We start from the raw sequence: 19,448 nt of genomic DNA on the forward strand, positions 1-19,448 counted from the left end.
GGCGATGGCCGCGGTCCCGCGGCGGGGCGGGCCGGGCGCGAGGCGCGGCTGCGCGGCCGGCGGGCCGGCGGGCCGGCGCGCGGGTCAGCGTTGGAACTGGCGCAGATGCGCGCGCGCGAGCCGGTAGATGGTGCGGTCGAGCATGGTCAGCCGGTCGACCTCCGCGCGCATCTCGCGCGACAGCTCCTCCTCCTGCACGGGCTCGAGCTCGGGATGCGCGTCGCGGCGGGTGTTGAGGCGCGCGATCTCGGCCACGCGGGGCATGTCGAAGACCAGCGCCACGCGGGTATAGGCCTCGTGCAGGTTGCCGGCGAAGCCGACCACGTCCATCGACAGCAGGTTGCCGATCGCGCGGTGCAGCACTTCCAGCTCGCTGACCGGCACGCCGGGGCCGCCGGCGCTGTAGCGATAGGTCAGGTCGGGCTGCACGTTCACCTGGCCGGCCAGGTAGCGCGTCATGGTGTTGTTGACGGAATCCTGCACCTCGTGGTGCGGGTTGCGCAGGAAGTCGATCATGCTGCAGGACCGCGCGATGGCCGGGCCTTCCAGCTTGCGCTTGGCGATCGTCGCCTCGGTGTGGCGCTTCCAGAAATAATAGCTCGACAGCAGGCGCTCGGCCGGGTCGCGCAGCACCGTCACGATGAACAGCTGCCCGGGGATGGTGCGGATCTGGTCGAAGTTGAAGTGGCCCGAGAAGTAGCGGTAGCGGCCGAGTTCCTCGGGCGAATAGCGGTGCAGGCGGGAGAACCGCTCGGGGCAGATCTCCTCGGGCGCGAAATGCGCGGCGAAATGGTGGTGCAGCGAGGTGCCGCCGGTCTTGGGCAGGTGCAGGAAGACCAGCTTGCGCCCGGCGGCCTGCGGCGGAAGGGTGGACGGCATCCGGCCATGGTTACCAGACCGGCGGCCGCGGCGGAACCGGCCGCGCCCTGGGCGGCCCCCATCCCCCGCGCGGCCCTGGCCCGCCCTATCCCCCGCGCGGCCCTGGCCCGCCCTATCCCCCGCGCGGCCCTGGCCCGCCCTATCCCCCGCGCGGCCCTGGCCCGCGACGCCCAGCGCCCTATGCTGGCCCCGAGGAACCGAACGAGGAACGCCGATGATGCTGCCGCTGGACGGGGTGCGCGTGATCGAGGTCGGCCAGGCGCTGGCCGGGCCGCTGGCCGGCGCCATCATGGCCGACATGGGTGCGGACGTGATCAAGGTGGAGAAGCCCGATGGCGGCGACGACGCCCGTGCCTGGGGCCCGCCCTTCGGCCCGGATGGCGTGACGTCCCTGTATTTCCACGGCCAGAACCGCAACAAGCGATCCATCCGGCTCGACCTCAAGCGCGCCGAGGATGTCGCGGCGCTGCACCGGCTGTGCGAGACCGCCGACATCCTGGTGCAGAACCTGCGCGCCGGCGTGGTGGAGGAGATCGGCATCGGCCCCGCGGCCATGACGGCGCGGCATCCGCGGCTGGTCTATTGCTCGATCTGGGCCTTCGGGCATGCCGGGCCGATGCGCATGCGCCCGGGCTTCGACCCGCTGCTGCAGGCCTATGGCGGCATGATGAGCGTGACCGGCCGCCCCGAGGACCCGCCGACCTTCGCGGGCGCCTCCATCAACGACAAGGCGACGGGCATGTTCACCGTGATCGGCGCGCTGGGCCTGCTGCGCCGACGCGAGATCACGGGCCGCGGCGGCGTGGTCGATACGTCGTTGTTCGAGACCGCCGTGCATTGGGTGGAAGGGCAGGTGAACAACCACCTGGCCACCGGCACCGTGCCGACGCGCCACGGCACCGGCGGCGCGGTCATCGTGCCCTACCAGGTGTTCGACACCGCCGACCGTCCGCTGTGCCTCGCGGCGGGCAATGACAGGCTGTGGGCACGCTGCGCGCAGGTGCTGGGGCATGCCGAATGGGCGGCGGACGACCGCTTCGCGAAAGGCCCCGCGCGCGTGCGCAGCAAGGCGGTGCTGATCCCGATGATCGCGCAGGTGCTGCTGACGCGCCCGCGCGATGCCTGGATCGCCGCGCTGGAAGCCGCCGGCGTGCCCTGTTCACCGGTCAACGACATCGGCGAGGTGGTGGCGAGCGCGCAATTCGCGGCGATGGACATGGTGCAGCCGCTGCCCGGCGACGGGCCGCGGGTGGTCGGGCTGCCGATCAGCTTCGACGGCGTGCGCCCGCGCCCGGCGCGCGGCGCGCCGGGGCTGGGGGAACACGACGCCGAGCTGCTGGGCCGGAGCGGCTGACCCGCGCGCGGATCAGTCCCCCTCCTCCAGCCGCGCGATGTCGTCGTCCGACAGCCCGAAATGATGCCCGATCTCGTGGATCAGCACGTTGCGGACCAGGCGGAACAGGTCCTCCCCGGTCTCGATCCATTCCAGCAGGATCGGTTCGCGGTACAGCAGGATGCGGTCGGGCTCGCGCGGGATGTCGCCGACCGACTTCTCGGTGAGCGGCACGCCCTGGTACAGGCCGGTGAGTTCCCACGGGCTGTCGATGCCCATGTCCTTCAAGGTCTCGTCGTCGGGCACGTCCTCGACCAGGATGGCGGTGCCGCGCACCAGGTCGCGCAGCGGCGCGGGGATTGCCGCGAGCGCATGCTCGGCCATCTCCACAAGGTCATCGAGGCCGGGCGGGGTCGAGAAGCGCATGGCGCGTCATGCGCGGCGCGGCCGGCCGGCGTCAAGCACAGGGAGGCATGGATGGTCGACAAACTGGACGCCGCGGCCCGGGCGGGCCTGGCGCAGGCGCTGCCCGGGTGGGCGCTGGTGGACGGGCGCGACGCCCTCCGCCGGACCTTCCGCTTCGCCGATTTCAACGCCGCCTGGGGCTTCATGTCGCGCGTCGCCCTGCTGGCGGAGAAGCACGACCACCACCCGGAATGGTCGAATGTCTGGAACCGGGTGGAGATCACGCTCAGCACGCATGACGCCGGCGGGCTGAGCGCACGGGACGTGGCGCTGGCCACGGCGATCGACGGGGTTGTGGCGCACTGAGGCGGTGCGCGGGACGCGCCACGGCGGGGCGAGCCGAACGCCGCGGCCGCACCTGCCGGCCCGCCGCGCAGGACCTGGATGCGCGGCCGTAGAGCATGCTGCGTTCGCTCGCGCTCACTTCGCAGGCTCTAGCCTGATGTTTTCAGAGCATCTTCACGCGTTCAGATGATTCCATCTGAACGCGATCTGCCCTATGGCATCGCCGCGGTGGAGCGCGCGGCCTTCGACGGCAGGCCGGCGCCGTGGCGGTCGCGCAGCAGGGCCAGCGTGGCGGCTTCCTGCTCCGCGCGCTGCGCCGGCGTCCAGCCGAACGCATCGGCCAGCACCGCGGCGATGTCGCGCACCGCCGCCTCGCTGGCCAGGCCGCGCAGGGCGACCAGCGTGCGGCGCAGGATCACGTCGGACAGCGTGGTGACCAGCTCCTCGCGCGCGATCCAGGCGATCTCGCCGGTGCTGTGGTCGGGCAGCGCGGGCAGCGGTGCGTCGGGGCCGGCGGCGATGGCGCGGGCGGCGTCGCGGGCGCGGGTGCCGTAGCGCGCCAGCAGGGTGGCGATGCGCGGTTCGGGCAGGCCGGTCTCGCGCGCCACGTCGCGCGCCCAGGCGGCGCGGTCGGCCGGGAAATCCGCGCCGCCGCCGATGGCGCGCGCCTGCGTGCCGGTGCCGCGCGCACGGCCCAGGCGGCGCAGCACCTCGTCCGCCGCCTGTTCGCCGAAGGCGCGGAAGGTGGTCCATTTCCCGCTGACCATCGACAGCACGGGAAAGGGGCGTCCGGGCGTGGCTTCGCTGGCGACCAGGCTGTGCGTGCGCGGGATCAGGCTGGGTGTGGCGGCATCGACATGCGGCAGCGGGCGCACGCCCGAATAGCGGAAGCGGATGTGCTCGCGCCCGATCGCCACATCGGGCAGCACTTCGCGCAGCACGTCGATCAGGTAGTCCACCTCGGCTTCGGTGCAGTGCACGCCATCGGCGTCGTCCACACGGATGTCGGTGGTGCCGAGCAGCACATGGCCGAGGAAGGGAAACACGATGCAGGTGCGCCCGTCGGGCGCCTCGAAATACAGCATGGCGCCGCCGAGCGCCTCGCGCAGCCCTTCATGGTCGATGACCAGGTGCGAGCCCTTGGTGCCGCCGATCAGTGGGCGGTTGATGCCCATGGGTGCGTTGACGCGATCGATCCAGGCGCCGGCGGCGTTCACCACGATGCGCGGCATGATGGGCAGCGTCTCGCCCGTGATTGCATCGCGCAGCGTGGCGCCATCGGCGGCGACATAGGTGAGTGCCTCGGCCTGCGGCGCGTCGCGCAACGCATCCAGCACGAGTTCCAGGTTGATGCGTTCGGGATGCGAGACCCAGCCATCCCAGTATTCCGCCGCCGCGGTGATGCTGCGCGTGAGGCCCGGCATCGCCGCCAGCGCGGCGTCGCGCGCCAGCATGCGGTGCCGCGGCATGGTGCGTTCGCGCCGCCCCAGCCAGTCATACAGCGTGAGCCCGATGCGGATGAGCACGGAGCCACGCCGCCCCGACCCGCCCGGCCGCCGCAGCATCTTGCGGATCGCCGCCAGCGTGCCGCCCCAGCGGTCGTACAGCGGCACCATGGTCCGCAGCGGGCCGACCAGATGCGGCGCGTTGTGCAGCAGGCGGTTGCGTTCGGTCGCACCCTCGCGCACCAGCGCGAATTCGGCGGTTTCGAGGTAGCGCAGCCCGCCATGCACCATGCGCGACAGGGCGGATGACGCGCCCTGCGCGATGTCGCCGCGATCCACCAGCAGCACGCGCACGCCGTTCAGCGCCAATTCGCGGAACACCGCCGCACCGTTGATGCCGGCGCCGATCACCAGCACCTCGACGCCCGGGTCGCGGCGCAAGCGGTCCATCACGGCCTGGCGGGAGAGGTCGCGCATGGCGTGTGACTAGCCGTGCCGCGCGCGCCGGGCAACGGTCTTGCCGGCCCGCCGTGCCGCGCGCAGGCTTCGCGCCAAGCTGAGGAGAACGCCATGGCCGACCTGACCATCCGCGAGGTTCGTACCACCCTGCTGCAACTGCCCTGGGCGGATGACCCGTGGCTGGCCGGCCATGCGCTGGGGAAGATGCGCGACCTGGTGGTGGTCGAGGTGGTGACCGCCAGCGGCCTGACCGGCATGGGGTATCTGCATCTGCTGAACCTGCCCCTGCAGCGCACGATCGGCGCCTGCATCACCGAGGCCCTGGCGCCGCGCATCATCGGGCGCGACGCGACGGCGGTGGAGGCGATCTGGCGCGACCTGTGGCGCGCCACGCTCACCGGCGGGCGCGGCGGCGTGGCCATGATGGCGCAATCGGCCATCGACATCGCGCTGTGGGACGTGGTGGGCAAGGCGGCGGGGCTGCCGCTGCACCGGCTGTGGGGGCATTTTCGCAGCGAGATCCCGATCTATGGCAGCGGCTGCTTCCGGGGGTCGCGCGGCGAGGGCATGGTCGCCAAGGCCAGGCACTTCGTCGCGCAGGGCTACAAGGCCATCAAGATGCAGGTCGCGCATGTCGGCGACTGGCGCACCGATGTGGCGAATGTGCGCGCCATGCGCGACGCGGTCGGGCCGGATGTCGAGATCATGATCGACGTGAACATGGGCTGGACGGCGGACCAGGCGATCCACGCCGGGCTGCGCATCCAGGAGCACGACGTCTATTGGCTGGAGGAGCCGGTGCTGGCGGATGATTTCGCCGGCTACCGGCGCTGCGCGCAGATGCTCGACATGCGCGTGGTGGGCGGCGAGACGCATTTCGGCCGCGCCGACCTGCTGCCGCTGCTGGAGGGCGGGTGCATCCCGATCCTGCAGCCGGACCCGATGCGCGGCGGCTTCACCGAGCTGCGCAAGATCGCGACCCTGGCCGACACGCATGGCGTGACCATCGCGCCGCACCTGTTCCCGGAACTGAACGTGCACCTGCTGGCGTCCATCCCGAACGGCATCTGGGCCGAGCAGATGGGGCTGCTGGACGACGTGTTCGTCAGCCTGCCGAAGATTGCGAACGGGATGATCACAGCGCCGGAGACGCCAGGCCACGGGCTGGCCTTCAAGCCGGAGGTTCTGCGCGACTTCGTGCTGAAGTAGTCAGAACGCCATCCACCCGCCATCGACCAGCAGGTTGTGGCCGGTGAGGAAGCTCGCCTCCGCGCTTGCGAGGAACAGCGCGGCGGAGGCGACATCGGTGGGCCGGCCCAGCCGCGGCATCGGCGTGCGCATGGTGGAATATTCCATCGCGTCCGTGCCCGCGCCCGCCGGCCGCCCGGTCAGGATGCGCCCCGGTGCCACCGCGTTGCAGACGATGCCCTGTTTCGCATAGTCCACCGCGACCTGCTTCGTGATGTAGGCCGCCGCCGCCTTGCCGGTGCCGTAGGCGATCTTGCCGGGTGCGGCGACCATGCCGTGCTGCGAGGAGATGTTGACGATCCGCCCGCGCACCTCGTCGATCGGCGCCTGCGTCAGGAACTGCTGCACGGCGCGCTTGCAGCCGAAGAAGACACCCTTCGCATTCACCGCCATGACGCGATCCCAGTCCTGTTCCGTCGTCTCAAGCAGCGGCTTGCCCTCGCCGCGAATGGCGGCGTTGTTCACCATCACGTCGAGCCGGCCGAATTCGGCCACCGCGCTGCCGACCAGCGCGTCCACCTCGTCCCACCGCGCCACGTCGCAGTGGATGAAGCGCACCGTGCCGCCGGCCTGCGCGATGATCTCGCGCGTCGGCGCGCCGCCCTCCAGCGGGGTTTCCGTCACGTCACCGATCACGACCTTCGCACCCTCGCGCGCGAACAGCACCGCGATGGCGCGGCCGATGCCCGATGCGCCGCCGGTGACCACCACGACCTTGTCCTGCAACCTCATGCGCGCCTCCCCTGGACGGGCATCGCCGCCTCGGCCGATCATCACAGCGACCACGCCGGAGGGAAACCATGCGCCTGATGACCGAGCCCCTGACCGCCGAAGCCTTCGCGCCCTTCGGCGAGGTGCTGGAAGCCCCGGCCGCCCCTGGCCGCACCTTTATCGACGCCGCGCTGTCCAACCGCCGCGCGCACGCGAAGCCCAGCCTGTCCTTCAGCACGCGCGAGCCGACGCCGCTGCCGCTCCGCTCGACCACCATGGAGCGCCACCTGCATTCCTCGCAGTCCTTCATCCCGATGGAGGCCGGACGCTGGCTGGTGCTGGTGGCGCCGCATGGCGCGGATGGCGGGCCGGACATGGCGCGTGCGCGGGCCTTCCTCGCACGGCCAGACCAGGGCGTGACCTATGGCGCCGATGTCTGGCACCACCCCTCCACGGTCTTCGACCGCACCGCGCGCTTCGCCATCGTCATGTGGAAGGACGGCACCAGCGCCGATGACGAGTTCGTCGATGTCCCGCCCTTCGAACTGCACCTGTCCTGAGCGGAGCCGCCCCATGACCTACCAGGTGAAGCGCGATTTCATCGGCTACGGCGCCAATCCGCCCGACCCGCAGTGGCCCGGCGGCGCCAAGGTCGCGGTGAATTTCGTGATGAACTACGAGGAAGGCTCCGAACCCTCCTTCGAACTCGGCGACGGCCGCACGGAGACGGGCGTGACGGAAGCCTATGCCGGCAGCCAGGTGAAGTCCGGCCGCGACCTGGCCGCCGAGGGCATGTTCGAATACGGATCGCGCGTGGGCGTGTGGCGCCTGCTGCGCCTGTTCCAGGATCGCGGCCTGCCGATGACGGTGTTCGGCTGCGCGCTGGCGCTGGAACGCAACCCCGAAGCCGCCGCGGCCATCCGCGCCGCCGGCTACGACGTGTGCTCGCATGGCTGGCGCTGGGTGAAGCATTTCGAACTGTCCGAAGCCGAGGAACGCGACCACATCGCCCGCGCCGTCGCCAGCCTGGAGAAGACCGTCGGCCATCGCCCCGATGGCTGGTACTGCCGCTATGGCCCGTCGGAGAACACGCGCCGCCTCGTCGTGGAACACGGCGGCTTCCTCTACGACAGCGACTACTACGGCGAGGAACTGCCCTTCTGGGTGCAGGTGGATGGCCAGGGCCACCTGGTCGTGCCCTATTCGCTGGTGAACAATGACGGCAAGTATGCCGGCTGGATGGGCACCTCGGACGAATGGTTCTCCTTCGTGCGCGACGCCTTCGACATGCTGTATGACGAAGGCGCGCGTGGCCGGCCCAAGATGATGTCGATCGGGCTGCACATGCGCCTGATCGGCCATCCGGCACGGGCGGCGGGGCTGGCGCGGCTGCTCGACCACATCGGCAGCCGGCGCGATGTCTGGGTCACGCGGCGCGTCGATATCGCGCGGCATTGGGTCGCGACGCATCCCTGGACGGGGCGCGGGCTGAACGGGATGTAGCCGTCAGCCCAGCGCCGCGCGGGCGTCCAGCACGTCCTGCGCGATCGCCGCCTTCAGCTCCTCGAGGCCGGCGAATTTCGCGTCGGCACGCAGGAAGCGCACCAGGCGCACGCCGATCTCCTGGCCATAGAGGTCGCCGGCGAAGTCGAAGATGAAGGTCTCCAGCCGCGTCTGCGGGTCGCCGCCCAGCGTAGGCCGGCGGCCGATATTCGCCACGCCCTTCGCCTCGCGCCCATCGGGCAGCGCCACCGTCACGGCATACACGCCGCGCGCCGGTTCCAGGTGCCGGCCCAGCCACATATTCGCCGTCGGCCAGCCCAGCACGCGGCCGAGCTTGTCGCCGTGCACCACCTCGCCGCGGATCTCCCACGGCCGGCCGAGCTTCTCCGCCGCGCGATCCGGGTAGCCGTCCTGCAACAGCCGGCGGATGCGCGTGGAGGACACCGCCTCGTTGCCGTGATGCAGCGGCGGCACGATGGTCAGGCCCATGCCGCGCGCCTCGGCCTCGTGCTGGAGGAAGGCGACGTCGCCGCCGCGGCGATGGCCGAAGGCGAAGTCCGGCCCGCAGGCCAGGTGCCTGGAACCGAGGCCGCGATGCAGCACCTGCTCCACGAAGTCCTCCGCCGACATGGCGGCCAGCGCATCGTCGAAGGGCAGCGCGAAGACATGCGCGGCGCCGGCAGCGGCCAGCGCGGCCGCCTTGGCGGGCAGCAGCGTCAGGCGGAAGGGCGGGTCGTCGGGGCGGAAATGCTCGCGCGGATGCGGTTCGAAGGTCAGCGCGGCGAGCGGCAGGTCGGGCCGCGCGGCATGCGCGGCGCGCAGCACCGCGGCATGGCCCAGATGCACGCCATCGAGGTTGCCGAGCGCGATGGTGGCGCCGCGCGCCGCGGCGGGAATGGCGGTCCAGCCGGTGACGATCATGCCTGCCCCGGCATCAGCCAGCGCGGCGTATCGGGGGCGGCGAAGCCTGCCAGCGCATCCAGCGCCGCCGCGCCATCCGGCGCCAGCATCGCCATCCGCCGCATGTCGGGCTTCAGCAGCCCTTCCGCCACCATGTGGTCCAGCATCGCCATCTGCCGCGACCAGAAGCCCAGCGTATCGACGAAGGCCACGCCCTTGCGATGAATGCCGAGCTGCAGCCAGGTCAGCGCCTCGATCGCTTCCTCCAGCGTGCCGTAGCCGCCGGGCAGCACCACGAAGCCGTCCGACATCTCGGCCATCATGGCCTTGCGTTCGTGCATGGACGCCACGACGCGCAGGTCCGGCAGGTCGCGGTTGCCGGCCTCGCGCATCACCAGGCCATGCGGGATGATGCCCGTGACCTCGGCCCCGGCGGCGAGCGCGGCGCGCGAGACGATGCCCATCAGCCCCACCGCGCCGCCGCCGAACACCAGGCCCAGGCCGCGCGCGGCGATGGCCTGGCCGAGTGCGGCGGCCGCCTCGGCGTATTCGGGCCGCGCGCCGGCCGCCGACCCGCAGAAGACGCAGACCCGGCGCACGCGCTATTCCGCCGCCGCCGCGCGGGCCTGGCTGGCGCGCGATGGCACCGAGACATAGGCCTCGCCTTCCAGCACGGGTTCGCCCTTCACGGTGCAGACGGTGCGCAGCGTGGCGCGGTGCTTGTCCGGGTGCAGGGCCATCACCTCGACAGTGGCGGTGACGGTCTCGCCGATCTTCACCGGCGCGCGGAACTTCAGCGACTGCGACATGTAGATGGTGCCCGGCCCCGGCAGCTGCGTGCCGAGCACCTTGGTGATCAGCCCCGCCGCCAGCATCCCGTGCGCGATGCGTTCCTTGAAGATGGTGGTGGCGGCGTATTCGGCATCGAGGTGCATCGGGTTGGTGTCGCCCGTGACGGCGGCGAACAGCACGATGTCGGCCTCGGTGATGGTCTTGGAGAATTTCGCGGTCAGGCCGACCGACAGGTCCTCGAAGAAATAGAGCTCGGGCATGGGGTGGCCGGGTCCCTTTTGTGCGCTGCGGCAGGGTCGTTACCGGCCCCGCCCGGGATGGACAAGCGAAAACCCGGCTGCCAGAAGCCGGGCGCCCCCGCACCAAGGACCCAGCCCATGCCGCAGGCCGAGATCGGCACTTCCGAACGCCTCCTGGCAGAGCTGCGCGGCTGGGTCGAGCACGAGACACCCACCACCGACGCCGCCGCCGTGAACGGCCTGGTCGGCCGCGCCGAGGCCGAACTCCGTGCGGTCGGCGCGGCGATCGAACGCATCCCCGGCCGCGACGGCTACGGGGATACGCTGGTGGCGCGCACGCCGGGGGAAGGCGCGCCGGTCGTCGTCGCCGGCCACCTGGACACGGTGTGGGACCACGGCACGCTGGCATCCTCCATGCCCTGGCGTGTCGATGGCGCGAAGGCGCATGGGCCGGGCATCTACGACATGAAGGCGGGGTCCTTCTGCGCCTTCCATTCGGTGCGCGAGATCCTGCGCCGGAAGGTGCCGACGAAGCGCCCGATCATCCTGCTGCTGACGCCGGATGAGGAAGTCGGCAGCCCGACCTCCCGCGCGCCGATCGAACGCGCCGCGGCCGGCGCGCGCGCCGTGCTGATCCCCGAACCCGCCGGCGGCGGCAACGGCGCCTGCGTCACCGCGCGCAAGGGCGTGGGGCGCTTCGTGATGAAGGTGCAGGGCGTCTCGGCGCATGCGGGCGGGAACTGGCAGGACGGGCGCAGCGCCGTGGTGGCGCTGGCGCGGACAATCCTGGAGATCCACGCACTCACCGACCTGGCCGGCGGCACCACCACCAATGTCGCGCCGATCTGGGGCGGCACCCGCCCCAATGTCGTGCCGCCCGAGGCCGGCTGCGAGATCGACTGCCGCGTGACCTCCATCGCCGAGGGCGAGCGGATCGAAGGCATCATCCTGGGCATGGCGGGCGAGGCCGACGGCATCCGTATCGAGGTCACCGGCGGGATGAACCGCCCGCCGATGGTCGAGACGCCCGCCATCACCGCGCTGTACGACATGGCCCGCGGCATCGCCGCCCGGCACGGCTACGACCTGCCGAAGATGCATCGCGGCGGCGGGTCGGACGGCAACTTCACCGCCGCGCTCGGCATCCCCACGCTCGATGGGCTGGGCTGCACCGGCGCGGGCGCGCATGCGCCCTTCGAACACATCCTGTGGCAGGACCTCGCCCCGCGCTGCGCGACGCTGTGCGAATTGCTCGAGACGATCGACTGACGCGCGCCGCGTCGTCAGACGGCCAGGGTATCCGCCACCTGGCGCGTGCGGCTGATCGCCTCGGAGACGCGGGCCACCGCCGAATCGATGCCGGCGATGCTCGTGTTGACGTCCTCCATCGCGGTCGATGCGCTGGCCATGTTGGCGGACATGCCGCGGGTGACGGCGTTCTGTTCCTCGACCGCGGCGGCGGTCACGCCCACGCTGTCGGTCACGCTGGTCATGGCGGTGCGGATGCCCACCACCGCCGCGGCCACGCCCTGCGATGTCTGCTGCAGCCCGTCGATCTCGGTGCGGATCTGCTCGGTGGCCTTGGCGGCCTGCACCGCGAGGTTCTTCACCTCGCCCGCCACCACCGCGAAGCCCTTGCCGGCATCGCCGGCGCGCGCTGCCTCGATCGTGGCGTTCAGCGCCAGCAGGTTGATCTGGCTGGCGATGGTGCGGATCACGTCGACGATGCCGGTCATGGCCTGCGCGGCCTGCGCCAGGGCGTCGGCGCTCTCGCCCACGCGGACCGCCTGGGTCAGCCCGGAATCGGCGGCGTCGCGCGTGCGGGCCATGGTCTCGGCGATCTGGCCGATCGACGCGGCCAGTTCCTCGCTGCTGCTGGCCACGTCGCGCACATTGGCCGCGGTGGCCGCCGCCGCCGTGGTCGCGGCGCGCGCGGATTCGGTCGACACGCCGACCGCGCCTTCGATATCGGCGATCTGCGCGCGCAGTTCCTGCTGCATCTGCACCTTGGCCGAGGCATCGACCGCGAACTTCACCACCTTCACCACCTGGCCGGCATCATCCAGGATCGGGTTGTAGGCCCCCTCGATCCAAACCATCCGGCCGTCCTTGGCGACGCGCTGGAACCGCGCCGCGCTGAACCGGCCCGCGCGCAAGCCGTCCCATAGCGCGGCATAGGACGGGTCGGCCTGGTCCCGGGCGGCGACGAACATGCGGTGGTTCTGGCCCAGCACCTCGGCCTCGGTGTAGCCCATCGCGTCGAGGAAGTGGTCGTTGGCGCGCAGGATGGTGCCGTCGGTGGCGAATTCGATCACCGCCTGGGAACGGTTGATCGCCGCGAGCTGCGCGGCGTAGTCGACATTCAGCAGGCGGTGCCGGGCGTCGGACCATTCCACCACGAAGCCGATCCGCGCGCCCTTGTCGGTCAGCGGCGTGACCCGCAGGTCGAACTTGCGCGCCCCCACCGTGATGGTCGCGCCGTGCGGCTTTTCCATCACCTCGAGCATGCGGCGCTGGTGCGCGGGCATCTTGTGGAAGATGTCGATGTTGCTGCCGACCAGGCGGTCGGCGTCGAAGCGCGGCAATTCCCGCTTCAGCTCGGCCTCGGCCTCCCGCATCAGGGCCATGGCCGCGGCATTCACATAGGTGATGTTCAGCCCGGGATCGGCCACCATCACGCGCGCACCGAGCGCGTCGAGCGCCGCGAGGCGCTGCGCGGCACCGTCAAGCCGCTGGGGACGCATGAACATGGCCAGACCCTCCGGGTTTCGTGCGACATCGCGCACGGAGTGAACCTCCCGGGGCGCGCGGCGGCTCCATCGCGGATGTGTGATAAGGAGCGGTGAAAACGGAATGAGCAGAGCGTAACGTGCCGGAAGGGCGCTCGCCACGACCGCGCGGCGCCCCGCGATGCGCGGCGGCGCGGGCATCGACAGGCGCGGCAGCGCGGTCCCGGCGCACGTCGCCGCGCGACGCCCGATCTGGCATGCTGCGCCCCCAGGAGGCCCCGCCATGCCCGCCACCATCCGCGCCTTCTTCGACGAACCGACCAACACCGTGTCCTACCTGGTGTCGGATCCCGCCACGCACCGCGGCGCCGTGATCGACCCGGTGCTCGACTGGGACAACCGCTCCGGCACCGCCGACACCGCCTTCGCCGACCGCATCCTGGCCGCCGCGCAGCAGGACGGCATCGCCATCGACTGGGTGCTGGAAACCCACGCCCATGCCGACCACCTGACCGCCGCCCCGTACATCAAGGCCAGGACCGGCGCGCCCATCGGCATCGGCGAACACATCCGCGACGTGCAGGCGATCTTCCGCCCTGTCTTCCACGCCGACGACGTGAAGCCCGGCGGCGCAGACTTCGACCGGCTGTTCACCGATGGCGAGCACTTCGCCCTCGGCGGGCTGGACATCGAGGTGATCCACACGCCCGGCCACACCCCCGCCTGCATCGCCTATCGCATGGGCGACGACGTCTTCGTCGGCGACACGCTGTTCATGCACGACTACGGCACCGCCCGCGCCGACTTCCCCGGCGGCGACGCCCGCACGCTGTTCCGTTCGATGAAGCGCCTGCTGGCGCTGCCGCCGCACACCCGGCTGTGGATGTGCCACGACTACAAGGCGCCGGGACGCGATGAGTTCGCCTGGCAATCGACCGTGGCCGAACAACGCGCCCACAACCCGCATGTGAAGGACGGCGTCACCGAGGACGAATTCGTCGCCTTCCGCACCAGGCGCGACGCCACGCTGGCCGCGCCGCTGCTGCTGCTGCCAGCGATCCAGGTGAATATCCGGGCGGGGCGGTTTCCGCCCGCGGAAGCGAATGGCGTGCGCTACCTGATGGTGCCGGTCACGGCGCGCAACACCGCAGCCATCGGGTAACCCGAGGGGGCATTGCCCCCTCGGACTCCCACACCAGGGGGCAACGGCCCCCTGGACCGCGAGAACTCAGCCCGCCGCTTCCAGGCGCGCGGACACGCGCGGCGGGGACATCGGCAGGTCGTAGAAGCGTACGCCGAGCGCGTCGTGGACCGCATTCGCGATGGCGGCCAAGGGCGGGACGATCGGCGCCTCGCCCACCCCGCGCACACCCTGCGGATGCTTCGAGTTCGGGATCTCGATGACGATCGGCTCGATCATCGGGACGTCCGAACACACCGGCATCCGATAGTCGAGGAAGGACGCGTTATCCACGCGGCCCTTCGCGTCGTACAGGTATTCCTCCGACAGCGCCCAGCCGATCCCCTGCACCACGCCGCCCTGGATCTGGCCCTCGACATAGGCCGGATGCAGCGCGCGCCCGACATCCTGCGCGGCCGTGTAGCGCAGCACCCGCACGATACCGAGGTCCACATCGACCTCGACATCCACGCAATGCGTCGCATAGCCCGGATCGGCGCCGGTGGTGTTGAGCTGGGTCTGGTTGCCGATCGGCCCGCCCATCTCGTTCGCCTTGGCCGCCAGCTCCTTCAGCGACAGCGGCGGGAACTTGCCCGCATTGTCGCCGGCCGGCAGCGCCATGCCGTCCTGCCACTTGATCGCATCCGCCTCGATCTTCCAGATCTTCGCGGCACGGTCCTTGAGCTGCTCGACCACCTTTTCGCAGGCCGCCGTCGCCACCAGGGCGGAGGCGAAGGTCACGCGGCTGCCGCCCGTCAGGTTCGAGAAGCCGATGGTCTGCGTATCGCCGATGATGACATTGACGCGCGAATGCTCGATGCCGATCAGCTCGGCCACCACATTCGCGATCGACGCGCGCGACCCGCCGACATCCGGATGCCCCGTGGTCACCACCACGTTGCCGTCCTCGGTGATGTTGACCTGCACGCTGCTCTCGCCGCCGGCATTGTACCAGAAGCCCGACGCCACGCCGCGCCCGCGCTTCACGCCAGGCCGCGGGTTCTTCTCCAGCGGCGCGCTGTAGTGCGGGTGCTTGCGGATGGCGTCGATCGTCTCGACGAAGGTGACGTCGCCGAAATTCGGCCCATAGATCGCCTTGTCGCCCGGCTTCGCGCTGTTGCGCACGCGCATATCCAGCGGATCGAGCCCGAGCGCCTGCGCGATCTCATCCAGCACGCTCTCGGCCGCGAAGGCGCCATGCGGCGCGCCAGGCGCACGATAGGCCGCGACCTTCGACCGGTTCGACACCACGTCGTAGCCGGTCGACAGCACGTTCGGGATCGCATAGGCCGCGAAGGAACACCCCACCGGCCCGCGCAGCGGGGAGCCCGGCAGGCCGCCGGCCTGCAGGTAGAAATCCCCCTTCGCCGCGACCAGCGTGCCGTCCTTCTTGGCGCCGATCTTCACCGTCATCAGCGAGCCAGGCGCCGGGCCGGTCGCGCGCTGCACCTCGTCGCGCGACATCACGATCTTCACCGGCCGGCCGGACTTCTTGGACAGCAGCACCGCGACGGGTTCGAGATACACGATCGTCTTGGCGCCGAAGCCGCCGCCGATCTCGGCCGGGATCGCGCGGATGTTGCTCTGCGGGATGCCCGTGAGCAGCGAGGTCATCGCGCGCACCATGAACTGGCCCTGCGAGGACGACCAGATCGTCACCCGCCCGTCCGCCGCATAGGACACGGTGCAGGCATGCGGCTCGATGTAGCCCTGGTGGACCGGGCGCGTGGTGAAGGTGCGCTCGATCACGATGTCGGCCTCGGCGAAGCCTTTCTCGATGTCGCCGGCCTTGAGCACCATGGTGCCGGCGATGTTCGACGGCTTGCCCTCGTGGCGGATGAAGTCATGCAGGATCGGCGCGCCGTCCTTGATCGCGTCCTCGATCTCGATGACGTGCGGCAGGACCTCGTAGTCCACCTCGATCAGCGCGCAGGCCTGCGCGGCGACTTCCTCGCTGATCGCCGCCACGGCGGCGACCGGGTGGCCGTGGAACAGCGCCTTCTCGCGCGCCATCACGTTGCGGCACATCCAGCGCATGTCCTGGATGCCGAGCATCACGGACTTGTCGAGCGGGAATTCGACGATGTCCTTCGCCGTCACCACCGCCTTCACGCCGGGCAGCGCCTCGGCCTTCGAGGTGTCGATGGAACGGATCACGGCATGGGCATGCGGGCTGCGCAGCACCTTGCCCCACATCATGCCGGGCATGGTGTTGTCGGCGGCATAGCCGGCGCGGCCGGTGACCTTGTCGGCGCCGTCGGGGCGGATCGTGTTCTTGCCGATCCACTTGGTGGACATCTCGTTCATCAGGCGGCACCCCTCATCTCGGCGGCGGTTTCCATGACGGCGCGGACGATCTTGTCGTAGCCCGTGCAGCGGCAGAGGTTGCCGGCCAGGCCGAAGCGCACCTCCTCCTCCGACGGGTCGGGATTCTTCTGCAGCAGCGCGCGCGCCGAGATCAGCATCCCCGGCGTGCAGATGCCGCATTGCAGCGCCGCCATCTCGAGGAACTTCCGCTGCAGCGGGTGCAGCGTCTCGCCATCCGCCATGCCTTCGATGGTGGCGATCTCGTGGCCCTCGGCTTCCACCGCCAGCATCAGGCAGGCGCAGACCAGGCGGCCATCGACGGTGATGGAACACGCACCGCAATCGCCGGTGCCGCAGCCTTCCTTGGTGCCGGTCAGGCCGAGCGGCCCGCGCAGCGCATCCAGCATCGACGCGCCGGGATCGGTCAGGAATTCGACCGGCTCGCCGTTCACGCTGGTGGTGACGTGCAGTTTCGACATGGCCTCAGTTCCCCCCGGCGCGCTGCGCGGCGATGGCGGCGGTGCGCTTCAGCAGCACGCCGGCGACCTTGATGCGATAGGCGATGGTGCCGCGCTTGTCGTTGATCGGCTTGCAGGCGGCCCGGCAGGCGGCGGCGGCGGCTTCCAGCGCGGCATCCTCCAGACGGGTCCCGACCAGGGCGCGCCCCGCATCCTCGACCAGCAGCACGGTCGGCGCCACGGCACCCAGGCCGACGCGCGCGGCCTTCACCACCCCGCCCTCCAGCGTCAGGCTCACGCCCATGCCGACCACGGCGATGTCCATCTCGGTGCGCGGGATCATCCGCAGGTAGGCATCGCCCGACCCGTTGGGCCGCGGCGGCAGGGTGAAGGACACCACGATCTCGCCGGGCGTCAGGTTGGTGCGCCCGGGGCCTGCCGGAACGGCCTCCACCGGCATGGAGCGGCGGCCATTCGGCCCCTGCACCGTCACCACCGCGCCCGCGGCGATCATCGCCGGCACGCTGTCGCCGGCGGGGGATCCGTTGCACAGGTTGCCGCCGGGCGACGCGCGGCCCTGCACCTGCTTCGACCCGATCAGGTTGATCGCCTCCAGCACGCCCGGCCAGGCCTTGCCGAAGGCCGGGTGGTCCGCCAGCACGACGCCGGGGACCGCGGCGCCGATGCGGAAGCCGCCCTCGGCGGTCTGCTCGATCGTGGTCAGTTCGGGGATCTTCTTGATGTCGATGATGGTGCCGGGCTTCGCCACGCCGGCGCGCATCTGCACCAGCAGGTCGGTCCCGCCGGCCAGGATGCGCGCCGCGCCGGCGGCCGCGGCGAAGGCGCCCACGGCCTCGTCCAGCGTTCGCGGCGCCAGGTATCGGATGTCTGTCATGCTGCTTCCCATTCCCCGGGCCACCCTGTCGGACAGGGGGCCTGTTTCTTGACATAGGGTGCGCCCAGCGCACCGGACGCGAAAGGCTAGAGCATTTTCCAGCCGAGCGGAAACGGCAGGCGCCGCGGAAAAATCGGCCGAACGGATGGCTGCGCGGCGACGGTGGCGATGGAACCGGGCGGCGCCGTCGCGGCAGCCCCGTGGCGGCGCGGGGACCGGCACCGCCGCGCGCGCATCAGGCCCCTGCGCGCGCCGATCCCGCCGGCGCCGGTCAATCCTGCGGCGGGCAGAAGATCTCCTGCAGCGTCGCCATGATGCGCGCCACCCGCGGGTCGGCGATGCGGTAGTGGATGGTGGTGCCGGCGCGGCGCGTCGCCACCAGCCCGTCCTCGCGCAGCTTGGCCAGGTGCTGCGACATGGCGGGCTGCGACAGCCCGGCGCGGCCGGCGAGCCGCCCGACAGGCGCCTCGCCCTCCGCGATCAGCGTGCAGAGCACCATCAGCCGCCGCTCGCTGGCGAGCAGGCGGAGCATGGCGGCGGCGGCGGCGGCGTGCTCCTCCATCGCGTTCGCGGCGGGCCTGGTGCCCGGCGGGGGCTCGGTCAGGGTCTGCATGCGGGGATCGCGCCACCTTGATCAGGGTCCGGACGTCAGGACGGTCCCGACGGTGCGAGAGACCGGGTCGGGGGGAGGAGGACGGCGACTGTCACGCGATCGCCACCTGCATTCAAGCGTCGCGCGCCCTGCGCGCGCAATGCCTGCTGCGCGCCCTGCGCGCGCAATGCCTGCTGCGCGCCCCGCGCGCGCAATCCCCGGCACGCGGGATGTCAGCCGGCCAGCGGGCGGACCTCGACATCCCCCACCCCGCGCAGCGCGAAGACGCCCAGCGGCGGCGGCAGCGCGGCATCCTCGATCCCGGCCACCAGCGCGCGCCGCCCGACCGTCCGGGCCAACTCCTGCAGCCGCGCGGCGACGTTCGCGGCATCCCCGCAGACCGTCCAGGTCAGGCGCGCGCCGCCCATCTCGCCCACCAGCACCTCGCCCGCCGCCACGCCGATGCGGGTCTCGCCGAAGCCCAACGCGGCCGCCTCCGGCCGGCGGCGGAACGCCTCGGCGAAGGCATCGACGGCGCGGGCGGCGGCCAGGGCGCGCGCATCGGCATCGGGCATCGCCACCGGCGCGCCAAACACCCCCAGCACGCTGTCGCCGATCAGCCGTTCGAGCGTCCCGCCCTGCGCCAGCATCGCCTGCTCGACCCCGGCCAGGTAGTCGTTCAGCACCGCCACCACGGCCTGCGGGGGCCCCGCACGCACCATGGCGGTGAACCCCGCGAGGTCGGTCATCACCACCGCGACGCGGCAGCGCTCGGGCTTCAGGCGCGCGGCCTCGGGCAGGGCGAGCAGGCGCTCCGCCACCCCGGTCGGCAGGCGATTCGCGAAGCGGGCGGCGAGCCGCGCCTTCTCCCGCGCCAGGCGCAGCGCGGCAGCCGCGGCCTCCGTGCCGCCAGCGAGCAGCGCGGCGGCGGCCGGCAGCAGCGGATCGACCAGCAGCGGCCCGCCGCGCAGCGCCGCGGCGGCGAGACCGACCCAGCCGGCCGCCAGCAGCGCGGCGCCGGCCAGGCC

At 71.5% G+C, this 19,448-nt stretch carries 20 protein-coding genes; 7 read left to right on the plus strand and 13 right to left on the minus strand.

The window, feature by feature from the left end:
- Positions 1-84: 84 nt before the first annotated feature.
- Positions 85-879: a sulfotransferase family 2 domain-containing protein gene (locus LQ222_RS24180; protein WP_230169438.1), complete on the minus strand. Its 795-nt coding sequence runs from the start codon at positions 877-879 to the stop codon at positions 85-87.
- 214 nt (positions 880-1,093) lie between these two features.
- Between LQ222_RS24180 and LQ222_RS24185 the strand changes: the two genes are divergently transcribed.
- Positions 1,094-2,233 (plus strand): CaiB/BaiF CoA-transferase family protein, encoded by a 1,140-nt coding sequence (locus LQ222_RS24185; protein ID WP_230169439.1) that lies wholly within the window; start codon positions 1,094-1,096, stop codon positions 2,231-2,233.
- 12 nt (positions 2,234-2,245) lie between these two features.
- Here LQ222_RS24185 and LQ222_RS24190 read toward each other — a convergent pair whose 3' ends face one another.
- Positions 2,246-2,638: a metallopeptidase family protein gene (locus tag LQ222_RS24190; protein WP_230169440.1), complete on the minus strand. Its 393-nt coding sequence runs from the start codon at positions 2,636-2,638 to the stop codon at positions 2,246-2,248.
- A 51-nt stretch (positions 2,639-2,689) separates the two neighbouring features.
- Between LQ222_RS24190 and LQ222_RS24195 the strand changes: the two genes are divergently transcribed.
- Positions 2,690-2,983, plus strand: a complete 294-nt coding sequence (locus tag LQ222_RS24195) for a 4a-hydroxytetrahydrobiopterin dehydratase (protein WP_230169441.1) — start codon at positions 2,690-2,692, stop codon at positions 2,981-2,983.
- A 191-nt stretch (positions 2,984-3,174) separates the two neighbouring features.
- Here LQ222_RS24195 and LQ222_RS24200 read toward each other — a convergent pair whose 3' ends face one another.
- Positions 3,175-4,884 (minus strand): glycerol-3-phosphate dehydrogenase/oxidase, encoded by a 1,710-nt coding sequence (locus LQ222_RS24200; protein ID WP_230169442.1) that lies wholly within the window; start codon positions 4,882-4,884, stop codon positions 3,175-3,177.
- A gap of 93 nt (positions 4,885-4,977) precedes the next feature.
- On the opposite strand from LQ222_RS24200, the gene LQ222_RS24205 reads away from it, so the two are divergent.
- Positions 4,978-6,075 carry a mandelate racemase/muconate lactonizing enzyme family protein gene (locus LQ222_RS24205; RefSeq protein WP_230169443.1) on the plus strand — a complete coding sequence of 366 codons (1,098 nt, stop codon included), beginning with the start codon at positions 4,978-4,980 and terminating at the stop codon, positions 6,073-6,075.
- On the opposite strand, the gene LQ222_RS24210 is transcribed toward LQ222_RS24205, so the two are convergent.
- Complete coding sequence (locus tag LQ222_RS24210) at positions 6,076-6,846, minus strand: SDR family NAD(P)-dependent oxidoreductase (RefSeq protein ID WP_230169444.1); 771 nt, start codon at positions 6,844-6,846, stop codon at positions 6,076-6,078.
- A gap of 77 nt (positions 6,847-6,923) precedes the next feature.
- Between LQ222_RS24210 and LQ222_RS24215 the strand changes: the two genes are divergently transcribed.
- Both LQ222_RS24215 and LQ222_RS24220 read left to right on the plus strand, forming a co-directional pair.
- Positions 6,924-7,385 carry an ureidoglycolate lyase gene (locus tag LQ222_RS24215; RefSeq protein ID WP_230169445.1) on the plus strand — a complete coding sequence of 154 codons (462 nt, stop codon included), beginning with the start codon at positions 6,924-6,926 and terminating at the stop codon, positions 7,383-7,385.
- A gap of 13 nt (positions 7,386-7,398) precedes the next feature.
- Positions 7,399-8,328, plus strand: a complete 930-nt coding sequence (locus LQ222_RS24220; protein ID WP_230169446.1) for a polysaccharide deacetylase family protein — start codon at positions 7,399-7,401, stop codon at positions 8,326-8,328.
- Between the two features lie 3 nt (positions 8,329-8,331).
- Here LQ222_RS24220 and LQ222_RS24225 read toward each other — a convergent pair whose 3' ends face one another.
- The 3 genes from LQ222_RS24225 to LQ222_RS24235 are packed head-to-tail and all read right to left on the minus strand — an operon-like array spanning position 8,332 to position 10,280.
- Entirely contained in the window at positions 8,332-9,249 is a 918-nt protein-coding gene (locus LQ222_RS24225; protein WP_230169447.1) for a bifunctional riboflavin kinase/FAD synthetase, read from the minus strand.
- Complete coding sequence (locus LQ222_RS24230) at positions 9,246-9,827, minus strand: TIGR00730 family Rossman fold protein (RefSeq protein ID WP_230169448.1); 582 nt, start codon at positions 9,825-9,827, stop codon at positions 9,246-9,248. Before LQ222_RS24230 ends, LQ222_RS24225 begins: the two co-directional genes overlap by 4 nt.
- A 3-nt stretch (positions 9,828-9,830) precedes the next feature.
- Complete coding sequence (locus LQ222_RS24235) at positions 9,831-10,280, minus strand: MaoC family dehydratase (protein WP_230169449.1); 450 nt, start codon at positions 10,278-10,280, stop codon at positions 9,831-9,833.
- A gap of 117 nt (positions 10,281-10,397) precedes the next feature.
- On the opposite strand from LQ222_RS24235, the gene LQ222_RS24240 reads away from it, so the two are divergent.
- A complete protein-coding gene (locus tag LQ222_RS24240) occupies positions 10,398-11,528 on the plus strand; it encodes a M20 family metallopeptidase (RefSeq protein ID WP_230169450.1) in 1,131 nt (376 codons plus the stop codon).
- 14 nt (positions 11,529-11,542) lie between these two features.
- Here the strand turns inward: LQ222_RS24240 and LQ222_RS24245 are convergent, their stop codons facing one another.
- Entirely contained in the window at positions 11,543-13,009 is a 1,467-nt protein-coding gene (locus tag LQ222_RS24245; RefSeq protein WP_230169451.1) for a PAS domain-containing methyl-accepting chemotaxis protein, read from the minus strand.
- 262 nt (positions 13,010-13,271) lie between these two features.
- Between LQ222_RS24245 and LQ222_RS24250 the strand changes: the two genes are divergently transcribed.
- Positions 13,272-14,150, plus strand: coding sequence for an MBL fold metallo-hydrolase (locus tag LQ222_RS24250; protein ID WP_230169452.1), 879 nt, complete (start codon positions 13,272-13,274; stop codon positions 14,148-14,150).
- A gap of 66 nt (positions 14,151-14,216) precedes the next feature.
- Here LQ222_RS24250 and LQ222_RS24255 read toward each other — a convergent pair whose 3' ends face one another.
- The 5 genes from LQ222_RS24255 to LQ222_RS24275 all read right to left on the minus strand — a co-directional run.
- Positions 14,217-16,475, minus strand: a complete 2,259-nt coding sequence (locus tag LQ222_RS24255) for a xanthine dehydrogenase family protein molybdopterin-binding subunit (RefSeq protein ID WP_230169453.1) — start codon at positions 16,473-16,475, stop codon at positions 14,217-14,219.
- Complete coding sequence (locus tag LQ222_RS24260; protein ID WP_230169454.1) at positions 16,475-16,954, minus strand: (2Fe-2S)-binding protein; 480 nt, start codon at positions 16,952-16,954, stop codon at positions 16,475-16,477. Before LQ222_RS24260 ends, LQ222_RS24255 begins: the two co-directional genes overlap by 1 nt.
- Positions 16,955-16,958: 4 nt before the next feature.
- Positions 16,959-17,828 carry a xanthine dehydrogenase family protein subunit M gene (locus LQ222_RS24265; RefSeq protein WP_230169455.1) on the minus strand — a complete coding sequence of 290 codons (870 nt, stop codon included), beginning with the start codon at positions 17,826-17,828 and terminating at the stop codon, positions 16,959-16,961.
- A 271-nt stretch (positions 17,829-18,099) separates the two neighbouring features.
- Positions 18,100-18,441 carry a helix-turn-helix transcriptional regulator gene (locus LQ222_RS24270; RefSeq protein WP_230169456.1) on the minus strand — a complete coding sequence of 114 codons (342 nt, stop codon included), beginning with the start codon at positions 18,439-18,441 and terminating at the stop codon, positions 18,100-18,102.
- A gap of 212 nt (positions 18,442-18,653) precedes the next feature.
- On the minus strand, positions 18,654-19,448 hold a 795-nt coding region (locus LQ222_RS24275; protein ID WP_230169457.1), incomplete at its 5' end, for an adenylate/guanylate cyclase domain-containing protein.

It is taken from the genome of Roseomonas sp. CECT 9278 (assembly GCF_918698155.1).
Classification (GTDB): Bacteria; Pseudomonadota; Alphaproteobacteria; order Acetobacterales; family Acetobacteraceae; genus Neoroseomonas.

What these genes read in the sequence shown, in the direction of transcription:
- LQ222_RS24180 (WP_230169438.1), bottom strand. Translation starts at nt 879, where the DNA reads ATGCCGTCCACCCTTCCGCCGCAGGCCGCCGGGCGCAAGCTGGTCTTC.
- LQ222_RS24185 (WP_230169439.1), top strand. Translation starts at nt 1,094, where the DNA reads ATGATGCTGCCGCTGGACGGGGTGCGCGTGATCGAGGTCGGCCAGGCG.
- LQ222_RS24190 (WP_230169440.1), bottom strand. Translation starts at nt 2,638, where the DNA reads ATGCGCTTCTCGACCCCGCCCGGCCTCGATGACCTTGTGGAGATGGCC.
- LQ222_RS24195 (WP_230169441.1), top strand. Translation starts at nt 2,690, where the DNA reads ATGGTCGACAAACTGGACGCCGCGGCCCGGGCGGGCCTGGCGCAGGCG.
- LQ222_RS24200 (WP_230169442.1), bottom strand. Translation starts at nt 4,884, where the DNA reads ATGCGCGACCTCTCCCGCCAGGCCGTGATGGACCGCTTGCGCCGCGAC.
- LQ222_RS24205 (WP_230169443.1), top strand. Translation starts at nt 4,978, where the DNA reads ATGGCCGACCTGACCATCCGCGAGGTTCGTACCACCCTGCTGCAACTG.
- LQ222_RS24210 (WP_230169444.1), bottom strand. Translation starts at nt 6,846, where the DNA reads ATGAGGTTGCAGGACAAGGTCGTGGTGGTCACCGGCGGCGCATCGGGC.
- LQ222_RS24215 (WP_230169445.1), top strand. Translation starts at nt 6,924, where the DNA reads ATGACCGAGCCCCTGACCGCCGAAGCCTTCGCGCCCTTCGGCGAGGTG.
- LQ222_RS24220 (WP_230169446.1), top strand. Translation starts at nt 7,399, where the DNA reads ATGACCTACCAGGTGAAGCGCGATTTCATCGGCTACGGCGCCAATCCG.
- LQ222_RS24225 (WP_230169447.1), bottom strand. Translation starts at nt 9,249, where the DNA reads ATGATCGTCACCGGCTGGACCGCCATTCCCGCCGCGGCGCGCGGCGCC.
- LQ222_RS24235 (WP_230169449.1), bottom strand. Translation starts at nt 10,280, where the DNA reads ATGCCCGAGCTCTATTTCTTCGAGGACCTGTCGGTCGGCCTGACCGCG.
- LQ222_RS24240 (WP_230169450.1), top strand. Translation starts at nt 10,398, where the DNA reads ATGCCGCAGGCCGAGATCGGCACTTCCGAACGCCTCCTGGCAGAGCTG.
- LQ222_RS24245 (WP_230169451.1), bottom strand. Translation starts at nt 13,009, where the DNA reads ATGTTCATGCGTCCCCAGCGGCTTGACGGTGCCGCGCAGCGCCTCGCG.
- LQ222_RS24250 (WP_230169452.1), top strand. Translation starts at nt 13,272, where the DNA reads ATGCCCGCCACCATCCGCGCCTTCTTCGACGAACCGACCAACACCGTG.
- LQ222_RS24255 (WP_230169453.1), bottom strand. Translation starts at nt 16,475, where the DNA reads ATGAACGAGATGTCCACCAAGTGGATCGGCAAGAACACGATCCGCCCC.
- LQ222_RS24260 (WP_230169454.1), bottom strand. Translation starts at nt 16,954, where the DNA reads ATGTCGAAACTGCACGTCACCACCAGCGTGAACGGCGAGCCGGTCGAA.
- LQ222_RS24265 (WP_230169455.1), bottom strand. Translation starts at nt 17,828, where the DNA reads ATGACAGACATCCGATACCTGGCGCCGCGAACGCTGGACGAGGCCGTG.
- LQ222_RS24270 (WP_230169456.1), bottom strand. Translation starts at nt 18,441, where the DNA reads ATGCAGACCCTGACCGAGCCCCCGCCGGGCACCAGGCCCGCCGCGAAC.